The organism is Escherichia sp. AM3, from assembly GCF_032029835.1.
GTDB lineage: Bacteria > Pseudomonadota > Gammaproteobacteria > Enterobacterales > Enterobacteriaceae > Escherichia > Escherichia coli.
In genome coordinates this window covers 1-18,477 of record NZ_JAVUPQ010000032.1, presented here as the reverse complement: position 1 = coordinate 18,477, position 18,477 = coordinate 1, and the positions used below count along the sequence as shown (strand labels likewise).

Genomic DNA, 18,477 nt, shown 5'->3' with positions numbered 1-18,477 from the left:
CCGCAGTGCGGTTAATTGAAATGGAAAAAGTATGAAGAACTGGAAAACGCTGCTTCTCGGTATCGCCATGATCGCGAATACCAGTTTCGCTGCCCCCCAGGTAGTCGATAAAGTCGCAGCCGTCGTCAATAACGGCGTCGTGCTGGAAAGCGACGTTGATGGATTAATGCAGTCGGTAAAACTGAACGCTGCTCAGGCAAGGCAGCAACTTCCTGATGACGCGACGCTGCGCCACCAAATCATGGAACGTTTGATCATGGATCAAATCATCCTGCAGATGGGGCAGAAAATGGGAGTGAAAATCTCCGATGAGCAGCTGGATCAGGCGATTGCTAACATCGCGAAACAGAACAACATGACGCTGGATCAGATGCGCAGCCGTCTGGCTTACGATGGACTGAACTACAACACCTATCGTAACCAGATCCGCAAAGAGATGATTATCTCTGAAGTGCGTAACAACGAGGTGCGTCGTCGCATCACCATCCTGCCGCAGGAAGTCGAATCCCTGGCGCAGCAGGTGGGTAACCAAAACGACGCCAGCACTGAGCTGAACCTGAGCCACATCCTGATCCCGCTGCCGGAAAACCCGACCTCTGATCAGGTGAACGAAGCGGAAAGCCAGGCGCGCGCCATTGTCGATCAGGCGCGTAACGGCGCTGATTTCGGTAAGCTGGCGATTGCTCATTCTGCCGACCAGCAGGCGCTGAACGGCGGCCAGATGGGCTGGGGCCGTATTCAGGAGTTGCCCGGGATCTTCGCCCAGGCATTAAGCACCGCGAAGAAAGGCGACATTGTTGGCCCGATTCGTTCCGGCGTTGGCTTCCATATTCTGAAAGTTAACGACCTGCGCGGCGAAAGCAAAAATATCTCGGTGACCGAAGTTCATGCTCGCCATATTCTGCTGAAACCGTCGCCGATCATGACTGACGAACAGGCCCGTGTGAAACTGGAACAGATTGCTGCTGATATCAAGAGTGGTAAAACGACTTTTGCTGCCGCAGCGAAAGAGTTCTCTCAGGATCCAGGCTCTGCTAACCAGGGCGGCGATCTCGGCTGGGCTACACCAGATATTTTCGATCCGGCCTTCCGTGACGCCCTGACTCGCCTGAACAAAGGTCAAATGAGTGCACCGGTTCACTCTTCATTCGGCTGGCATTTAATCGAACTGCTGGATACCCGTAATGTCGATAAAACCGACGCTGCGCAGAAAGATCGTGCATACCGCATGCTGATGAACCGTAAGTTCTCGGAAGAAGCAGCAAGCTGGATGCAGGAACAACGTGCCAGCGCCTACGTTAAAATCCTGAGCAACTAATGGTTAAAACCCAACGTGTTGTGATCACTCCCGGCGAGCCCGCCGGGATTGGCCCGGACTTAGTTGTCCAGCTTGCACAGCGTGAGTGGCCGGTCGAACTGGTTGTTTGTGCCGATGCCACTCTCCTTACCGACCGGGCAGCGATGCTCGGTTTGCCGCTCACCCTCCGCCCTTATTCCCCCAACTCCCCTGCACAACCGCAAACTACGGGCACATTAACGCTACTTCCTGTCGCGCTACGTGAATCTGTCACTGCGGGGCAGTTAGCGATTGAAAATGGACATTACGTGGTGGAGACGCTGGCGCGAGCGTGTGATGGCTGTCTGAACGGTGAATTTGCTGCGCTGATCACAGGCCCCGTGCATAAAGGCGTCATTAACGACGCAGGCATTCCGTTTACCGGTCATACCGAGTTTTTCGAAGAGCGTTCGCAGGCGAAAAAAGTGGTGATGATGCTGGCGACCGAAGAACTTCGCGTGGCGCTGGCAACGACGCATTTACCGCTGCGCGATATCGCAGATGCTATCACCCCTGCACTTTTGCACGAAGTGATTGCTATTTTGCATCACGATTTGCGTACAAAATTTGGTATTGCCGAACCGCGCATTCTGGTCTGCGGGCTGAATCCGCACGCGGGCGAAGGCGGTCATATGGGTACGGAAGAGATAGACACCATTATTCCGGTGCTCGACGAGCTGCGGGCGCAGGGGATGAAACTCAACGGGCCGCTGCCTGCCGATACCCTGTTTCAGCCGAAATATCTCGATAACGCCGACGCCGTGCTGGCGATGTACCACGATCAGGGTCTTCCCGTGCTAAAATACCAGGGCTTCGGGCGCGGTGTGAACATTACGCTGGGCCTGCCCTTTATTCGCACATCAGTGGACCACGGCACCGCGCTTGAACTGGCGGGACGTGGCGAAGCCGATGTCGGCAGTTTTATTACGGCGCTTAATCTCGCCATCAAAATGATTGTTAACACCCAATGAATAATCGAGTCCACCAGGGCCACTTAGCCCGTAAACGCTTCGGGCAAAACTTTCTCAACGATCAGTTCGTGATCGACAGCATTGTTTCTGCCATTAACCCGCAAAAGGGCCAGGCAATGGTCGAAATCGGCCCCGGTCTGGCGGCATTGACCGAGCCGGTCGGCGAACGTCTGGACCAGCTGACGGTCATCGAACTTGACCGCGATCTGGCGGCACGTCTGCAAACGCATCCATTCTTAGGCCCGAAACTGACGATTTATCAGCAGGATGCGATGACCTTTAACTTTGGCGAACTGGCCGAGAAAATGGGTCAGCCGCTGCGTGTTTTCGGCAACCTGCCTTATAACATCTCCACGCCGTTGATGTTCCATCTGTTTAGCTATACTGATGCCATTGCCGACATGCACTTTATGTTGCAAAAAGAGGTGGTGAATCGTCTGGTTGCAGGACCGAACAGCAAAGCGTATGGTCGATTAAGCGTTATGGCGCAATACTATTGCAACGTGATCCCAGTGCTGGAAGTACCGCCGTCAGCCTTTACACCACCACCCAAAGTGGATTCCGCCGTCGTGCGCCTGGTTCCTCATGCAACGATGCCTCACCCGGTTAAAGATGTTCGTGTGTTGAGCCGCATCACCACCGAAGCCTTTAACCAGCGTCGTAAAACCATCCGTAACAGCCTCGGCAACCTGTTTAGCGTCGAGGTGTTAACGGGAATGGGGATCGACCCGGCGATGCGAGCGGAAAATATCTCTGTCGCGCAATATTGCCAGATGGCGAACTATCTGGCGGAGAACGCGCCTTTGCAGGAGAGTTAACGATGATCAATTCGCCCCGAGTGTGTATTCAGGTTCAAAGCGTCTACATTGAGGCACAATCTTCACCTGATAATGAACGTTACGTTTTTGCTTATACCGTAACCATACGCAATCTGGGGCGAGCGCCAGTGCAGTTGTTGGGGCGTTACTGGCTGATCACCAATGGCAATGGCCGTGAAACCGAAGTCCAGGGCGAAGGAGTGGTTGGCGTCCAGCCACTTATCGCGCCTGGCGAAGAGTACCAGTACACCAGCGGTGCAATCATTGAAACCCCGCTGGGCACCATGCAGGGTCACTACGAAATGATCGATGAAAATGGCGTCCCTTTCAGCATCGACATTCCCGTATTCCGACTCGCCGTTCCCACACTCATTCATTAAAAGAATATGGCGACATACCTTATTGGCGACGTTCATGGTTGTTACGATGAACTGATCGCATTGCTGCATAAAGTAGAATTTACCCCTGGGAAAGATACCCTCTGGCTAACGGGCGATCTGGTCGCGCGCGGCCCGGGTTCGCTGGATGTTCTGCGCTATGTGAAATCCTTAGGCGACAGCGTACGTCTGGTGCTGGGCAATCACGATCTGCATCTGCTGGCGGTATTTGCCGGGATCAGCCGCAATAAACCGAAAGATCGCCTGACACCGCTGCTGGAAGCGCCGGATGCCGACGAGCTGCTTAACTGGCTGCGTCGCCAGCCTTTGCTGCAAATCGACGAAGAGAAAAAGTTGGTGATGGCCCACGCAGGGATCACGCCGCAGTGGGATCTACAGACCGCCAAAGAGTGCGCGCGCGATGTAGAAGCGGTGCTATCGAGTGACTCCTATCCCTTCTTTCTCGACGCTATGTACGGCGATATGCCAAATAACTGGTCACCGGAATTGCGGGGGCTGGGAAGACTGCGTTTTATCACCAACGCTTTTACCCGTATGCGTTTTTGCTTCCCGAACGGTCAACTGGATATGTACAGCAAAGAATCGCCGGAAGAGGCCCCTGCCCCACTGAAACCGTGGTTTGCGATTCCTGGCCCTGTCGCTGAAGAATACAGCATCGCCTTTGGTCACTGGGCATCGCTGGAGGGCAAAGGTACGCCGGAAGGTATATACGCGCTGGATACCGGCTGCTGCTGGGGTGGTACATTAACCTGCCTGCGCTGGGAAGATAAACAGTATTTTGTCCAGCCGTCGAACCGGCATAAGGATTTGGGCGAAGCGGCGGCGTCTTAAACACAGCCTGATATAGGAAGGCCGGATAAGACGCGACCGGCGTCGCATCCGGCACTAGCCGTAAATTCTATACAAAATTACCGCCGCTCCAGAATCTCAAAGCAATAGCTGTGAGAGTTCTGCGCATCAGCATCGTGGAATTCGCTGAATACCGATTCCCAGTCATCCGGCTCGTAATCCGGGAAATGGGTGTCGCCTTCCACTTCTGCGTCGATATGCGTCAGATACAGTTTTTGCGCTTTTGGCAAGAACTGTTCATAAACGCGACCGCCGCCAATCACCATGATTTCTGGTACGTCACCACACGCCGCGATGGCTTCATCCACCGACTTCACCCACGTTACGCGATCGTCCGTACCCGGTTGACTGCTGAGGATAATATTTTTGCGTCCTGGCAACGGACGACCGATTGATTCCCAGGTATGGCGGCCCATAATCACGGGTTTATTTAAGGTGTTGCGTTTAAACCAGGCGAGATCGGCAGGCAGGTTCCACGGCATGGCGTTTTCCATGCCGATAACGCGATCTACCGCTAACGCCGCAATCAGACTGATCATTGAGATTTCCCGATAAAAAAAATTGTCGCCACTATACGTAAAGCGTAAACCGTCGTCGACTGGTGCGAGGATGATGTTGAGGAAAATTTTATATTCTGCTGGCGAGTCCACGCTCTCTCCCTGGACTCGCCGGATTACAATGAAACAAAAACAAACAGTTAGCTGTAAAGTGTGATTTACGTCACTCTTTATTAGGATGAGGGTTTCGTTTCCGGTTCATCCGCCATGTTGCCGGTATGTTTACCTTCTTCGGTTCCCTGCCAGCCATGTCGTTGAATTAATGACAGATGTTCGCGGTCCTCGGTAATGATCTCACTTAACATCGCGCTGGTGCGTTTATAGACCGCCGCGCGGGCTTTGGTGTCGTTCTCAACCATTGCCATCTCTTCCACCATCTGAATATTAAAGCGGCGGAACACATCGGCACGTTCTCGCGCTTCATACGGCCCCAGACCTAAACTTTCCAGTGCCAGACGCCCGGTTTTCAGCGCACCTTCGAAGGTTTCACGCTCCGGCTTTTCAACGCCTGCCTGACGCAAACGAATGTAGTGGTCGACATCGCGGGCGCGGGCAATAATCTGCAAATGCGGGAAATGTTCTTTCACCATCTCTGTCAGTTGCAGGTTGGTTTGCGGATCGTCGATGGCGTTAATCAGCACTTCCGCTTTCGCCGCTCCGGCAGATTCCAGTAAATCCATCCGCGTGGCATCGCCATAAAACACTTTCATACCAAATTTACGCAAGGTTTCGATATGGTCCGGATCGTGATCGAGTACCACCATTTTCACCCCGCTGGAGAGCAGTAAACGTCCGGTAATCTGCCCAAAACGACCGAATCCGGCGATAATCACGCGCGGCTGTTCTTCGTCGATCTCATCGGCTTCACGCGCTTCCTCAGTAGAAGATTGCTCAAGGCGATTGAGGATCACCAGCAGAATCGGCGTTGCTGCCATCGACAGCGCCACCGCCAGGGTCAGCGATTTCGCCCACTCCGGCTCCAGCACATTCGCCATCTGCGCCGCGCCAAATACCACAAAGGCAAACTCACTGCCCTGCCCTAACAACACCGCAAACCAACGACGCTGTTTATTTGGCACTTGCAACGGTCGGGCAATCAGCCACAGCATGGCGATTTTGATGATGAGGAAACCGAGCAGCAAAATGACAATGCGCAATGGGTTTTCAAGCAGCGTGCCAAAGTCTATCGACATGCCAACACCGATGAAAAACAGCCCCAACAGCAAACCTTTAAATGGTTCGATATCGCTCTCCAGCGCATGACGGTATTCCGAGCTTGTCAGCAGTACGCCCGCCAGAAACGCGCCCATCGCCATCGACAAGCCGACCTCTTCCAGCAGCAAACCAAAGCCAAACACGAGGAATAACGCCACGGCACTAAACACTTCCCGCAAGCCAGAGCGGGCTACAAAACGCAGCGCCGGACGCGTGACATAGCGCCCCAGCAATACCACCAGCACCAGCGCACCCGCCACTTTTAACGCCGAGAGAGCAAATGCGCCCATCGTCGTCGAGGCACTGCTCGTTGCCAGTAGCGGAATCATCGCCACCAGCGGGATCGCCGCGATATCCTGGAACAGCAGCACCGCAAAGGCACTGCGACCCATTTGCGTCACCATCAGATTGCGTTCATTCATCGCCTGCATGGCAATCGCCGTAGAGGAGAGCGCCAGCGTCATGCCGATCAATTCCGCGACCTGCCAGCGCAGCCCAAGTAACATGCAGAACAGCCCCAGCAGGCCGCCGCAAATCACCATCTGCAATGCGCCACCGCCGAACACTGCCGCACGCAGCTTCCACAGCCTTTGTGGATCGAGTTCGAGGCCGATAATAAACAGCATCAGCACCACCCCAATCTCGGCAAAGTGCAGAATAGATTCGGCATCGGTCACCAGTCGCAGCCCCCACGGGCCAATAATGCAGCCGGCGATCAGGTAGCCAAGTACCGATCCCAGACCAAGACGTACCGCAATGGGTACAATCAGCGCTGCCGAACCGAGATAAATCAGCGCCTGAATCAGCGTATGGCTATCCATGATGGGCCTCCTGCCATTCCAGCAGACGTTGCTTATAGTGACGCGCCTGCCCTTCGAGGGTTTCGTCGTCACAAATAAAGGTGCAGTGCATGGCAAACGGTGGCAGCCAGTTCAGCCCGCAGTAGATTGCCGTCGCCTGTAGCGGCTGCGACAGCACATCAAAGCCCGGATGCGCACCAATTTCAAAATGGCTTTCCCCGCCGCCGGTCGTCACCGCCCACAGCAAATGTTTGCCATGCAGCGCCTTGCCGCCGTGACCGTAAGCCCAGCCGTGCGACAAAACTTTATCGATCCAAAGTTTAAGAAGCGGAGGAATGCTGTACCACTGCATCGGATGCTGCCAGACGATCAGATCGGCGCGAGACAGCGCCTCCTGCTCGGCGGCAATATCGATATTGAAGTCAGGATAGAGTTGATAAAGAGAGCGAATTTCGACGCCTTCCAGCGTCCTTGCCTGTTCAAGCATCCGTTTATTCGCATGGGAATGATGCGGATACGGATGCGCATAAATTATAAGAATCATAGGTAGCCCGCGTGATTACGCCTTTGTTTTCCCACAAAGTGTAGTCATATATTCACGCGGCTTATAGTCAATAATATTGATTCAGAAAAGAGAGAAATCTGAACAATTTACCCCATTCTCTGCCCGCGGATCGTCATATTGCTGGTCTGCGCCAGTGACATCCCTCGAGTCTCCGGGGCAAACGCTACGGAAATCAACAAGCCAAACAGCGAGATACCCGCCCCCATTAGCATCGTGTTACTGATACCGTAATTATTGATAAAGATCGGTAGTGCCCAGGTCGAAACAATGGTGCCAATACGACTTAAAGACATAATCACGCCCACGGCAGAGGCGCGGATATCTGTCGGGAAGAGTTCATTAGGATAGAGCCACTGCAAATTACCCGGCCCGCCAGAGAAAAAGGCATACACCGCAAAGGCCATCACTACCAGCCAGATCCCCATATCCGGGATCAGCCCCAAAACCGCCAGCGCCAGCGTCATCATGGCAAAGCTGCCAATCAACAATGGACGCCGTCCGGCAGTGTTTAGCCACAGCATCGGCGGAATACAGCCGAGCATAAAGAACAGGCTAATCACCACGTTTCCCAGCGCCGCGTTTTTGCCAACCCCCAATCCCAACAAACCAACGATTTGCGGGCCAAAGGTGTAAATGGCGAACATTGGGATCACCTGGCAGGTCCAGATGGCGGCAACAAACAGAACAAAAGGAAAATGGCGGCGATTAAACAGATCGCGAAAACGGGTTTGCTGCGGCTGCTCTTCATCGAAAGCCACCGGTTCGCCAAACAGTTTGATCATCATCTCTTCGCACTCTTTTACTCGCCCTTTGCGTAATAACCAGCGGGGAGATTCAGGCAGTTCGAATCGACCAATCAAAATCAACAAACAGGGGATCGCCGCGCTACCCAGCATCCAGCGCCAGCCGCCTTCCACATCATAAAGCCAGTAGCCGACCAGATCGGCACAGGTCGCGCCGACATACCACATCGCGGCAATAAAGCTGATGGAAAACGCCCGCTGACGGGTACTGGAGAACTCGGTGATCATTGAGGTGGCGATGGGATAATCTGCACCGATGACAATGCCGATAAGTACCCGCATCACCAACAGTTCGACGGGGGATGAAACAAACATCGTCGCCACCGATATCACGCCGATGGCGATGATATCAATGAGGAACATTTTGCGCCGTCCGACTTTATCGGAGATATAGCCAAACAGCGATGTGCCAACGAACAGCCCGGCGAGCGTTCCCGCGCCCAGCAAGCCAATCCAGTCAGCGTCCAGTTTCAGCGCCGGGGTCAGTTGCTCCAGCGCCACGCCAATCATTACCAGTACATAACCATCCAGAAACGGACCACCGCTTCCCCACAGCAAAATGCGGCGGTGAATAGAGGAGAATTTGAGATCGTCAAAGTTTCTGGACGGTTGCATGGGTTATTCCTGTTTTTTTGCAATGAGAGTCAGTACGGCGTTACGTATCAAACCAACATCAGCCGTAACGGAACTCCACACCAAAGGTGCCGCGCGGGTATTCCCACTGTTCCAGCGCCGACCCCAGCCCCAGAATGCGACAGGTGCCGCACTCCAGACATCCGGCGTAATCGAAGCGCACACTGCCGTCATCCTGCTTCTTGTACAGACCTGCGGGGCACGCTTTCACCAGCAGCTCCAGCGCCTGTTTATCAGCATCGGCCTTCACAACAATGTGCGGATGCTCTTCATCGACATTGAATTTATTGACGCCCAGTTTGACGTCCACATTGACGGGAGAAGTCATAAAACGGTCACTCCTTTCATGCCATCCTTGATTAGATTGATGAAGCCCACTTTCTTACCGTGGCGGAGGATTTTCTTGCGCATCAGTTCTGGCGCACTGCCGTCAATGGTGAACAGGTCACGCGCCACGCCCACCGCCAGTTCCGGGTAGCCGCTAAACATGCGTGGGTTATCAAGGAACGCCGGTAGTTTCTGATACATACGCATATCGCGCAGCGGACCACTCTCAAGATGCTGACGATATTCCGCCAGTTTTTGCTTACTGAAATCGTCGCTTTTCATCGCTGAAAGCACGGTTTTTGCTGCGGCTTCCCCGGCGGCAATCGCCAGATCCATACCGCGAATGGTAAAACCGAGGTTCATACACATTCCGGCGGCATCACCGGCAATCAATACGCCGTCACCAACCAACTCCGGCAGCATGTTGATGCCTGCTTCCGGCACTACGTGAGCGGAATATTCCACCAGCTTGCCGCCCGCGATCAGCGGTGCAACTGCCGGATGCTGTTTGAAATCTTCCAGCATTTGCGGCACCGATTTTTTCGCGTCATGCAGATGATGCAGACCACAAACCAGCCCCAGCGACAGGGTGTTTTCATTGGTATAAAGAAAACCGCCGCCCATCAGGCCATCGGTGGGTGATCCCGCAAACAGGCAAGCCGCCCCCTGATTACCCTGCAACTGAAAACGGTCTTCAATAACCGACTTCGGTAACTCGATCAGTTCCTTCACGCCAACCGCCACATCCGTCGGTTTGACGCGTTTTGCCATCCCCAATTTTTCGGCAAGGATGGAGTTCACCCCATCAGCAAGGATCACCGTTTTCGCTTCAATCACATCGCCATCGGCTTCTACACCGACGACTTTGCCATCGCGCTGTACGAGGTTATCGACACGGATCCCGGTAATTAACTGCGCGCCCGCTTCTTCGGCCTGCTCCATCAACCAGGCATCAAATTTACTGCGCAAAACGGAGTAAGAACGCTGGGATGGCGAGGTTTCGTCACCGTTGCAGTAGTCCATAGTCATCGCTGACTTTTCCGTCATAAACGCGAGTTTTTCATGGGTGATCAGGCGTTCTACGGGGGCGGATTCAGCGAAACCTGGAATAATGTGTTCCAGACTGTGGGCATAGAGACGCCCGCCAGTAACGTTCTTGGCACCTGCGGAATTGCCACGCTCGATAACTAACACTTGCGCCCCTTCGCGGGCGAGCACCAGTGCGGCAACCGAACCGGCAAGCCCTGCACCGACGATGATGGCGTCAAAGATATCTTCGGACATAAGAGCTCCCTGTCAGCGGCAGAGCCGTAATGCAGCCCTGCCAGAGTGGATCAACGCGCTAAAGCTGCGGTCAGTGCCGGAAGGATCTTCACGGCATCGCCAACAATGCCGTAATCCGCGTACTGGAAGATCGGCGCATTTTTATCTTTATTGATGGCGAAAATGGTTTGCGATGCATTAGCACCAACCATGTGCTGGATCTGCCCGGAGATCCCCACCGCCAGATACAATTCAGGTTTCAGCATCAGGTTGGAGATACCGACATAGCGTTCGTGCTCCATCCATTTTTCGTTTTCCGCCACCGGACGAGAACAGGCCAACTCCGCACCTATCGCCTTGCAAAGCTGTTCTGCCAGCGCAATGTTCTCTTTGCTGCCAATGCCGCGACCGACGCTGACTACCAGACGGGCTTTGTCGAGATCGACGCTGTTGCTCTGGCGCGCCTGGGTTGCCGTGCGGGTAATCGCCACAGCCGGAGCCTGCCACTCCACGGTGTGCGTTTCACCAGTGCGTGACGCGTCTGGCTGAGCCGCATCGAACGTGCCGCTGCTGATGGTCAGTACCGCATACGGCGTGGCAATGCGTTCTTCGCCAATCGCCAGACCGCCGTAAACCATGTGTTTCACTGTCGCTTTACCGTCCTGTACGCTGACGGTGCTGGCATCGTTAGACACCGCCGCTTTAAGGCGATAACCCAGTTTTGCCGCCAGTAATTTGCCGCGACGGGTGTTTGGCAACAGCACCAGACCGTCTGCGCCGTGCTGGCGAATAGTGTCAGCCATGACACCGGCGTAATCTTCGATCATCCGATCGTCCGGTTTGCCGTTTAATTTCCAGACATGATTAGCGCCGAGCTGGATTGCCTGTGCGCCGTCGGCATCATTGAGGACAAAGGCATTGATTTGATTAGCTAAAGCCTGCGCACCGTTCATCAGTTCCGGCAGACGAGAAGGGGTATCGCTGAATACCCAGACTTGAGAAAACGTGTTCATAGCATCCCCTGTAATTAAATGACTTTGCGAAGATTTTCAGCAAATGCGGCGATCTGTTCTTCGCCGTCGCCTTCAATCACGATGCGCTGACGCTCGCGCTGTTTCGGCGCGGCAACCTGTTGTTCTGACCAGGCTGCCTCTGCGTTAAAACCGATATCCGCCGCCGACCATACCTGGACTGGCTTTTTCGCCGCGCCGAGAATGGCTTTCATCGAAGGAATTTGTGGGGAGTTGATATCAGTGGAAACAGCAACAACCGCAGGCAGCGGAATGCTTAACGTTTCTGTTTCATCTTCCAGTTCGCGCTCAACGGTGAGGGTATCTGCCGTCAGGGAGATAATTTTGCTGACGCCGTTAACTGCCGGAATATTGAGGATTTCGCCCACCAGCAGACCAACCTGCTGGGCATAAAGGTCGGAAGAACCATCGCCACAGAGGATCAAATCAAAGCCTGCTTTCTGGGCGGCTGCAGCCAGTGCGCTCGCCGTTTGTTGCGGCAGTGCCTGCTCGAACTGGTCATCAATCACCACAATCAGTTCATCCGGGCCGCGCGATAGCACATCTTTACGCCCTTTGGCGTTGGTCAGGGCTTTACCGCCCACACTTAAGGCCGTCACCTGCGCCTCTGCTGCCTGTTGCTTTAGCTGGCAAGCCGCTTCAATAGCGTTCAGATCGTATTGGCTTATTTTGGCATCGGCTTTGCTGAAGTCTAATGAACCATCAGCATTATTGACCGCAATATCCTGTTCATCAGGCACGCACTTATAGCAAGTAATAATCTTCATTGCATCTCCAGAAATCATGAAGTAAACGTCGTTCATATCGGTGGTGTTAATTACAGATATCACGCCCTTTAATTTGGAAATAAAACTTTAATCACCAATATTGAAAATGTCACACGCAGATAAATTCAACTTTCAATATTGTTAAGTTCCTCACCAATATTGAAAAAATGGCGTAGCAAAAAGAAATTTTCAATATTGCTTTATGGATCACCAATATTGAAAGTCAGATGCTATTTTTTTACTCACAACAAAACATAACAAACTGATTAATAATCAAAATTAACGAGAAAAGCGCCCTCTATTCACCCGAAACAAAAACGTGATAACAATCACAGAATGCAGCTTATTGAATACCCATTATGAGTTAGCCATTAACGCGTCCACGAGGTTAATAATAATTATATTAAATGTTAACAAAAATAAAACAAACGGGAACGCAAAATAAATATTCGTTTTCACAGTGGAATTAACTCATGAAGAATGAAAAGAGAAAAACGGGAATAGAACCGAAGGTTTTCTTTCCGCCGTTAATAATCGTCGGCATACTTTGTTGGCTTACAGTCAGAGATCTGGATGCAGCGAATGTCGTTATTAATGCTGTATTCAGTTACGTCACCAATGTATGGGGATGGGCATTTGAATGGTATATGGTGGTGATGCTTTTCGGTTGGTTCTGGCTGGTGTTTGGCCCGTATGCCAAAAAGCGTTTAGGTAACGAACCACCTGAATTTAGTACCGCCAGTTGGATCTTTATGATGTTCGCCTCCTGTACGTCTGCTGCCGTACTGTTCTGGGGATCGATTGAGATCTACTACTACATCTCCACCCCGCCGTTTGGCTTAGAACCGAACTCGACAGGCGCGAAAGAGTTGGGGCTGGCTTACAGCTTGTTCCACTGGGGACCTCTGCCGTGGGCCACTTACAGCTTCCTTTCAGTCGCCTTCGCTTACTTCTTCTTTGTCCGCAAAATGGAAGTGATTCGCCCCAGCTCGACACTGGTGCCGCTGGTAGGTGAAAAACACGTCAAAGGGTTGTTCGGCACTATCGTCGACAACTTCTATCTCGTCGCCTTGATCTTCGCGATGGGTACCAGTCTGGGCCTTGCCACGCCGCTGGTGACCGAGTGTATGCAATGGTTGTTTGGCATTCCGCATACCCTGCAACTGGACGCTATCATCATTACCTGCTGGATTATCCTCAACGCCATTTGCGTCGCTTGCGGTCTGCAAAAAGGGGTACGTATCGCCAGTGACGTGCGTAGTTACCTGAGCTTCCTGATGCTGGGTTGGGTGTTCATTGTCAGCGGTGCCAGCTTCATCATGAACTACTTCACCGATTCGGTGGGGATGTTGCTGATGTATCTGCCGCGCATGTTGTTCTATACCGATCCCATCGCTAAAGGCGGCTTCCCGCAGGGCTGGACCGTGTTCTACTGGGCATGGTGGGTGATTTACGCCATCCAGATGAGTATCTTCCTCGCCCGCATCTCCCGTGGTCGTACTGTGCGTGAACTGTGCTTCGGCATGGTGCTGGGGCTGACAGCGTCAACCTGGATCCTGTGGACCGTGCTCGGTAGTAACACTCTGCTGTTGATGGATAAAAACATCATCAACATTCCAAATCTGATCGAACAGTACGGTGTGGCGCGCGCCATCATCGAAACCTGGGCCGCTCTGCCACTCAGCACCGCCACCATGTGGGGCTTCTTCATCCTCTGCTTTATTGCCACCGTTACGCTGGTTAACGCCTGCTCTTATACCCTGGCGATGTCCACTTGCCGCGAAGTACGCGATGGTGAAGAACCACCGCTGCTGGTGCGTATCGGTTGGTCAATTCTGGTTGGCATTATCGGTATTGTTCTGCTGGCGCTCGGCGGCCTGAAACCGATTCAAACCGCCATTATCGCCGGAGGATGCCCGCTGTTCTTCGTCAACATTATGGTGACGCTCTCCTTTATTAAAGACGCGAAACAGAACTGGAAAGATTAATTAACCCCCAAAATATCAAGAGGTTGAAAGATGGATTTTAATTTAAATGATGAGCAGGAACTGTTTGTCGCCGGTATCCGCGAACTGATGGCCAGCGAAAACTGGGAGGCCTATTTTGCCGAGTGCGACCGTGACAGCGTCTACCCGGAACGTTTTGTCAAAGCACTGGCGGATATGGGTATCGACAGTCTGCTGATCCCTGAAGAGCACGGTGGTCTGGACGCGGGGTTTGTTACTCTCGCCGCCGTGTGGATGGAGCTGGGACGTCTGGGGGCACCAACCTATGTGCTGTACCAGTTGCCGGGCGGGTTCAACACCTTCCTGCGCGAAGGCACACAAGAGCAGATCGACAAAATTATGGCTTTCCGCGGCACCGGTAAGCAGATGTGGAACTCAGCGATTACCGAACCGGGCGCGGGCTCCGACGTGGGTAGCCTGAAAACGACTTATACCCGTAGAAATGGTAAGATTTATCTTAATGGTAGTAAGTGTTTTATTACCAGCAGCGCCTACACCCCGTACATCGTGGTGATGGCGCGCGACGGGGCTTCTCCGGACAAACCTGTCTACACCGAATGGTTTGTTGATATGAGCAAACCGGGCATCAAAGTGACCAAACTTGAAAAGCTCGGTCTGCGTATGGATAGCTGCTGTGAAATCACCTTTGACGACGTGGAACTGGACGAGAAAGACATGTTCGGTCGGGAAGGTAACGGCTTTAACCGCGTCAAAGAAGAGTTCGACCATGAACGTTTCCTGGTAGCCCTCACCAACTACGGTACGGCGATGTGCGCCTTTGAAGATGCGGCGCGCTACGCCAATCAGCGCGTGCAGTTTGGCGAGGCTATTGGTCGTTTCCAGTTGATTCAGGAAAAATTCGCCCACATGGCGATCAAATTAAACTCCATGAAAAACATGCTGTATGAAGCAGCGTGGAAAGCAGACAACGGCACCATCACCTCTGGCGATGCAGCGATGTGCAAATACTTCTGCGCCAATGCGGCATTTGAAGTTGTGGATAGCGCAATGCAGGTGCTGGGCGGTGTCGGGATTGCGGGCAACCACCGCATCAGCCGCTTCTGGCGTGATCTGCGTGTAGACCGCGTCTCCGGGGGATCTGACGAAATGCAGATCCTGACGCTGGGTCGTGCGGTGCTGAAGCAATACCGCTAAGTCCGTGCGCTGCCTGATGCGACGCTGATGCGTCTTATCAGGCCTACGGGAGCACGAATGTAGGCCGGATAAAGCGTTTACGCCGCATCCGGCAGTCATGCGCTACATAAATTTTTCAGGAGCAAATAATGGATCATCTACCCATGCCGAAATTCGGGCCGTTGGCCGGATTGCGCGTTGTCTTCTCCGGTATCGAAATCGCCGGACCGTTTGCCGGGCAAATGTTCGCAGAATGGGGCGCGGAAGTTATCTGGATCGAGAACGTCGCCTGGGCCGACACCATTCGCGTTCAACCGAACTACCCGCAACTCTCCCGCCGCAATTTGCACGCGCTGTCGTTAAATATTTTCAAAGATGAAGGCCGCGAAGCGTTTCTGAAATTAATGGAAACCACCGATATCTTCATCGAAGCCAGTAAAGGTCCGGCCTTTGCCCGTCGTGGCATTACCGATGAAGTACTGTGGCAGCACAACCCGAAACTGGTTATCGCTCACCTGTCCGGTTTTGGTCAGTACGGCACCGAGGAGTACACCAATCTTCCGGCCTATAACACTATCGCCCAGGCCTTTAGTGGTTACCTGATTCAGAACGGTGATGTTGACCAGCCAATGCCTGCCTTCCCGTATACCGCCGATTACTTTTCTGGCCTGACCGCCACCACGGCGGCGCTGGCAGCACTGCATAAAGTGCGTGAAACCGGTAAAGGCGAAAGTATCGACATCGCCATGTATGAAGTGATGCTGCGTATGGGCCAGTACTTCATGATGGATTACTTCAACGGCGGCGAAATGTGCCCGCGCATGAGCAAAGGTAAAGATCCCTACTACGCCGGTTGCGGTCTGTATAAATGTGCCGACGGCTACATCGTGATGGAACTGGTGGGCATTACCCAAATTGAAGAGTGCTTTAAAGATATTGGCCTCGCACATCTGCTTGGCACGCCAGAAATCCCGGAAGGCACTCAGCTTATCCACCGTATCGAATGCCCTTACGGCCCACTGGTTGAAGAGAAACTCGATGCCTGGCTGGCGACACATACCATCGCGGAAGTAAAAGAACGCTTTGCTGAACTGAATATCGCCTGCGCCAAAGTGCTGACCGTACCGGAACTGGAAAGCAATCCACAGTATGTGGCTCGCGAATCAATCACTCAGTGGCAAACGATGGATGGTCGCACCTGCAAAGGGCCGAACATCATGCCGAAATTCAAAAATAACCCCGGACAAATCTGGCGCGGAATGCCCTCACATGGCATGGACACGGCTGCCATTTTGAAAAATATCGGCTACAGCGAAAACGACATTCAGGAGTTGGTCAGCAAAGGTCTGGCCAAAGTTGAGGACTAAACGCGTGGCGTCAGTCGGCTTGCCTGACTAGCGCCCGCCCAATAACAAACGAACAAAAATGGATAGAGGTGCAATGGATATCATTGGCGGACAACATCTACGTCAAATGTGGGACGATCTTGCGGACGTTTACGGTCATAAAACGGCGCTGATTTGTGAATCCAGCGGCGGAGTCGTTAACCGGTATAGTTATCTTGAGTTAAATCAGGAGATTAACCGCACGGCAAACCTGTTTTATACGCTGGGGATTCGCAAAGGCGACAAGGTTGCACTACATCTCGACAACTGCCCGGAATTTATCTTTTGCTGGTTCGGGCTGGCAAAAATTGGCGCGATTATGGTGCCGATTAACGCCCGCCTGTTGTGCGAGGAAAGCGCGTGGATCCTGCAAAATAGCCAGGCGTGCCTGCTGGTGACCAGTGCGCAATTCTATCCTATGTATCAACAGATTCAGCAGGAAGATGCCACTCAATTGCGGCACATTTGCCTGACAGATGTGGCACTTCCCGCTGATGATGGCGTGAGTTCGTTTACTCAACTGAAAAATCAACAACCTGCCACCTTGTGCTATGCACCGCCGCTATCGACTGACGATACGGCGGAAATTCTCTTCACCTCCGGCACCACCTCCCGACCGAAAGGTGTGGTGATTACCCATTACAACCTGCGCTTCGCTGGATATTACTCCGCCTGGCAGTGTGCACTGCGTGACGATGACGTCTACCTGACGGTAATGCCTGCGTTTCATATCGATTGCCAGTGTACTGCGGCGATGGCGGCGTTTTCTGCCGGGGCCACCTTTGTGCTGGTCGAGAAATACAGCGCCCGCGCCTTCTGGGGACAGGTACAGAAGTACCGCGCCACCGTTACCGAATGTATTCCGATGATGATCCGTACGTTGATGGTACAGCCGCCTTCAGCGAACGATCAGCAACACCGCCTGCGGGAAGTGATGTTTTATCTCAACTTGTCGGAGCAGGAAAAAGATGCGTTTTGTGAACGCTTCGGCGTTCGCTTGCTGACGTCTTATGGGATGACGGAAACCATTGTGGGCATTATCGGCGATCGTCCTGGCGATAAACGACGCTGGCCGTCGATTGGTCGGGTGGGGTTTTGCTACGAAGCGGAGATCCGCGACGATCACAATCGCCCGCTCCCGGCTGGTGAGATCGGTGAAATCTGCATTAAAGGCATACCTGGGAAAACCATCTTCAAAGAGTACTTTCTCAACCCACAAGCCACTGCGAAAGTGCTGGAAGCCGATGGCTGGCTGCATACCGGCGATACCGGATACCGCGACGAAGAGGGCTTTTTTTATTTCGTCGATCGCCGCTGCAATATGATCAAACGCGGTGGCGAGAATGTCTCCTGCGTGGAGCTGGAAAATATCATCGCCACCCATCCGAAAATTCAGGACATCGTGGTTGTGGGTATTAAAGATTCGATTCGCGATGAAGCCATCAAAGCATTTGTGGTACTGAATGAAGGTGAAACATTGAGCGAAGAGGAATTTTTCCGCTTCTGCGAACAAAATATGGCGAAATTTAAAGTGCCCTCTTATCGGTGATGCTGCCAACTTACTGATTTAGTGTATGATGGTGTTTTTGAGGTGCTCCAGTGGCTTCTGTTTCTATCAG

17 protein-coding genes are annotated in these 18,477 nt (G+C 53.0%); 9 read left to right on the top strand and 8 right to left on the bottom strand.

Annotation, left to right across the window (positions count from 1 at the left end):
- Nucleotides 1-31 precede the first annotated feature (31 nt).
- From surA to apaH, 5 genes are read left to right on the top strand one after another with little or no spacing between them, the layout of a single operon-like run.
- The gene (gene surA, locus RTW80_RS13270; RefSeq protein WP_000800457.1) at nt 32-1,318 is read left to right on the top strand and encodes a peptidylprolyl isomerase SurA; all 1,287 of its coding nucleotides are present in this window, start codon (nt 32-34) and stop codon (nt 1,316-1,318) included.
- Nucleotides 1,318-2,307, top strand: a complete 990-nt coding sequence (gene pdxA, locus RTW80_RS13265) for a 4-hydroxythreonine-4-phosphate dehydrogenase PdxA (RefSeq protein WP_000241259.1) — start codon at nt 1,318-1,320, stop codon at nt 2,305-2,307. The genes surA and pdxA overlap by 1 nt, the downstream gene beginning before the upstream one ends.
- Entirely contained in the window at nt 2,304-3,125 is an 822-nt protein-coding gene (gene rsmA, locus RTW80_RS13260; RefSeq protein ID WP_001065381.1) for a 16S rRNA (adenine(1518)-N(6)/adenine(1519)-N(6))-dimethyltransferase RsmA, read from the top strand. The genes pdxA and rsmA overlap by 4 nt, the downstream gene beginning before the upstream one ends.
- Nucleotides 3,126-3,127: 2 nt before the next feature.
- Nucleotides 3,128-3,505, top strand: coding sequence for a Co2+/Mg2+ efflux protein ApaG (gene apaG, locus RTW80_RS13255; protein ID WP_000610901.1), 378 nt, complete (start codon nt 3,128-3,130; stop codon nt 3,503-3,505).
- Between the two features lie 6 nt (nt 3,506-3,511).
- Nucleotides 3,512-4,354, top strand: coding sequence for a bis(5'-nucleosyl)-tetraphosphatase (symmetrical) ApaH (apaH, locus tag RTW80_RS13250; protein WP_000257192.1), 843 nt, complete (start codon nt 3,512-3,514; stop codon nt 4,352-4,354).
- A gap of 77 nt (nt 4,355-4,431) precedes the next feature.
- Here apaH and folA read toward each other — a convergent pair whose 3' ends face one another.
- The 8 genes from folA to RTW80_RS13210 form a co-directional block, all read right to left on the bottom strand.
- Entirely contained in the window at nt 4,432-4,911 is a 480-nt protein-coding gene (gene folA, locus RTW80_RS13245; protein ID WP_000624375.1) for a type 3 dihydrofolate reductase, read from the bottom strand.
- A gap of 191 nt (nt 4,912-5,102) precedes the next feature.
- Nucleotides 5,103-6,965 (bottom strand): glutathione-regulated potassium-efflux system protein KefC, encoded by a 1,863-nt coding sequence (kefC, locus tag RTW80_RS13240; RefSeq protein WP_001514905.1) that lies wholly within the window; start codon nt 6,963-6,965, stop codon nt 5,103-5,105.
- Nucleotides 6,958-7,488: a glutathione-regulated potassium-efflux system oxidoreductase KefF gene (gene kefF, locus RTW80_RS13235; protein WP_000600735.1), complete on the bottom strand. Its 531-nt coding sequence runs from the start codon at nt 7,486-7,488 to the stop codon at nt 6,958-6,960. Before kefF ends, kefC begins: the two co-directional genes overlap by 8 nt.
- 107 nt (nt 7,489-7,595) lie before the next feature.
- Complete coding sequence (locus tag RTW80_RS13230; RefSeq protein WP_001183198.1) at nt 7,596-8,927, bottom strand: MFS transporter; 1,332 nt, start codon at nt 8,925-8,927, stop codon at nt 7,596-7,598.
- 58 nt (nt 8,928-8,985) lie between these two features.
- Nucleotides 8,986-9,273: a ferredoxin-like protein FixX gene (gene fixX, locus RTW80_RS13225; RefSeq protein ID WP_000203741.1), complete on the bottom strand. Its 288-nt coding sequence runs from the start codon at nt 9,271-9,273 to the stop codon at nt 8,986-8,988.
- Nucleotides 9,270-10,556, bottom strand: coding sequence for an FAD-dependent oxidoreductase (locus RTW80_RS13220; RefSeq protein ID WP_001287739.1), 1,287 nt, complete (start codon nt 10,554-10,556; stop codon nt 9,270-9,272). Before RTW80_RS13220 ends, fixX begins: the two co-directional genes overlap by 4 nt.
- A 50-nt stretch (nt 10,557-10,606) precedes the next feature.
- Nucleotides 10,607-11,548, bottom strand: coding sequence for an electron transfer flavoprotein subunit alpha/FixB family protein (locus RTW80_RS13215; RefSeq protein ID WP_001091480.1), 942 nt, complete (start codon nt 11,546-11,548; stop codon nt 10,607-10,609).
- Nucleotides 11,549-11,562: 14 nt separating this feature from the next.
- Complete coding sequence (locus RTW80_RS13210; protein ID WP_000692204.1) at nt 11,563-12,333, bottom strand: electron transfer flavoprotein FixA; 771 nt, start codon at nt 12,331-12,333, stop codon at nt 11,563-11,565.
- A 473-nt stretch (nt 12,334-12,806) separates the two neighbouring features.
- Between RTW80_RS13210 and caiT the strand changes: the two genes are divergently transcribed.
- From caiT to caiC, 4 genes are all read left to right on the top strand, one after another.
- Entirely contained in the window at nt 12,807-14,321 is a 1,515-nt protein-coding gene (gene caiT / locus RTW80_RS13205; protein ID WP_000787118.1) for an L-carnitine/gamma-butyrobetaine antiporter, read from the top strand.
- A 30-nt stretch (nt 14,322-14,351) separates the two neighbouring features.
- A complete protein-coding gene (gene caiA, locus RTW80_RS13200) occupies nt 14,352-15,494 on the top strand; it encodes a crotonobetainyl-CoA dehydrogenase (RefSeq protein ID WP_000347117.1) in 1,143 nt (380 codons plus the stop codon).
- Between the two features lie 128 nt (nt 15,495-15,622).
- The gene (caiB, locus tag RTW80_RS13195; RefSeq protein ID WP_000349936.1) at nt 15,623-16,840 is read left to right on the top strand and encodes an L-carnitine CoA-transferase; all 1,218 of its coding nucleotides are present in this window, start codon (nt 15,623-15,625) and stop codon (nt 16,838-16,840) included.
- A gap of 73 nt (nt 16,841-16,913) precedes the next feature.
- Entirely contained in the window at nt 16,914-18,407 is a 1,494-nt protein-coding gene (gene caiC / locus RTW80_RS13190; protein ID WP_312719307.1) for a crotonobetaine/carnitine-CoA ligase, read from the top strand.
- The last annotated feature ends 70 nt before the right edge of the window (nt 18,408-18,477 follow it).

Coding starts and splice junctions, on each gene's coding strand:
- surA (WP_000800457.1), top strand. CDS start 32: ATGAAGAACTGGAAAACGCTGCTTCTCGGTATCGCCATGATCGCGAAT.
- caiA (WP_000347117.1), top strand. CDS start 14,352: ATGGATTTTAATTTAAATGATGAGCAGGAACTGTTTGTCGCCGGTATC.
- folA (WP_000624375.1), bottom strand. CDS start 4,911: ATGATCAGTCTGATTGCGGCGTTAGCGGTAGATCGCGTTATCGGCATG.
- kefF (WP_000600735.1), bottom strand. CDS start 7,488: ATGATTCTTATAATTTATGCGCATCCGTATCCGCATCATTCCCATGCG.
- apaH (WP_000257192.1), top strand. CDS start 3,512: ATGGCGACATACCTTATTGGCGACGTTCATGGTTGTTACGATGAACTG.
- RTW80_RS13210 (WP_000692204.1), bottom strand. CDS start 12,333: ATGAAGATTATTACTTGCTATAAGTGCGTGCCTGATGAACAGGATATT.
- fixX (WP_000203741.1), bottom strand. CDS start 9,273: ATGACTTCTCCCGTCAATGTGGACGTCAAACTGGGCGTCAATAAATTC.
- pdxA (WP_000241259.1), top strand. CDS start 1,318: ATGGTTAAAACCCAACGTGTTGTGATCACTCCCGGCGAGCCCGCCGGG.
- apaG (WP_000610901.1), top strand. CDS start 3,128: ATGATCAATTCGCCCCGAGTGTGTATTCAGGTTCAAAGCGTCTACATT.
- caiT (WP_000787118.1), top strand. CDS start 12,807: ATGAAGAATGAAAAGAGAAAAACGGGAATAGAACCGAAGGTTTTCTTT.
- caiB (WP_000349936.1), top strand. CDS start 15,623: ATGGATCATCTACCCATGCCGAAATTCGGGCCGTTGGCCGGATTGCGC.
- kefC (WP_001514905.1), bottom strand. CDS start 6,965: ATGGATAGCCATACGCTGATTCAGGCGCTGATTTATCTCGGTTCGGCA.
- rsmA (WP_001065381.1), top strand. CDS start 2,304: ATGAATAATCGAGTCCACCAGGGCCACTTAGCCCGTAAACGCTTCGGG.
- RTW80_RS13220 (WP_001287739.1), bottom strand. CDS start 10,556: ATGTCCGAAGATATCTTTGACGCCATCATCGTCGGTGCAGGGCTTGCC.
- RTW80_RS13230 (WP_001183198.1), bottom strand. CDS start 8,927: ATGCAACCGTCCAGAAACTTTGACGATCTCAAATTCTCCTCTATTCAC.
- RTW80_RS13215 (WP_001091480.1), bottom strand. CDS start 11,548: ATGAACACGTTTTCTCAAGTCTGGGTATTCAGCGATACCCCTTCTCGT.
- caiC (WP_312719307.1), top strand. CDS start 16,914: ATGGATATCATTGGCGGACAACATCTACGTCAAATGTGGGACGATCTT.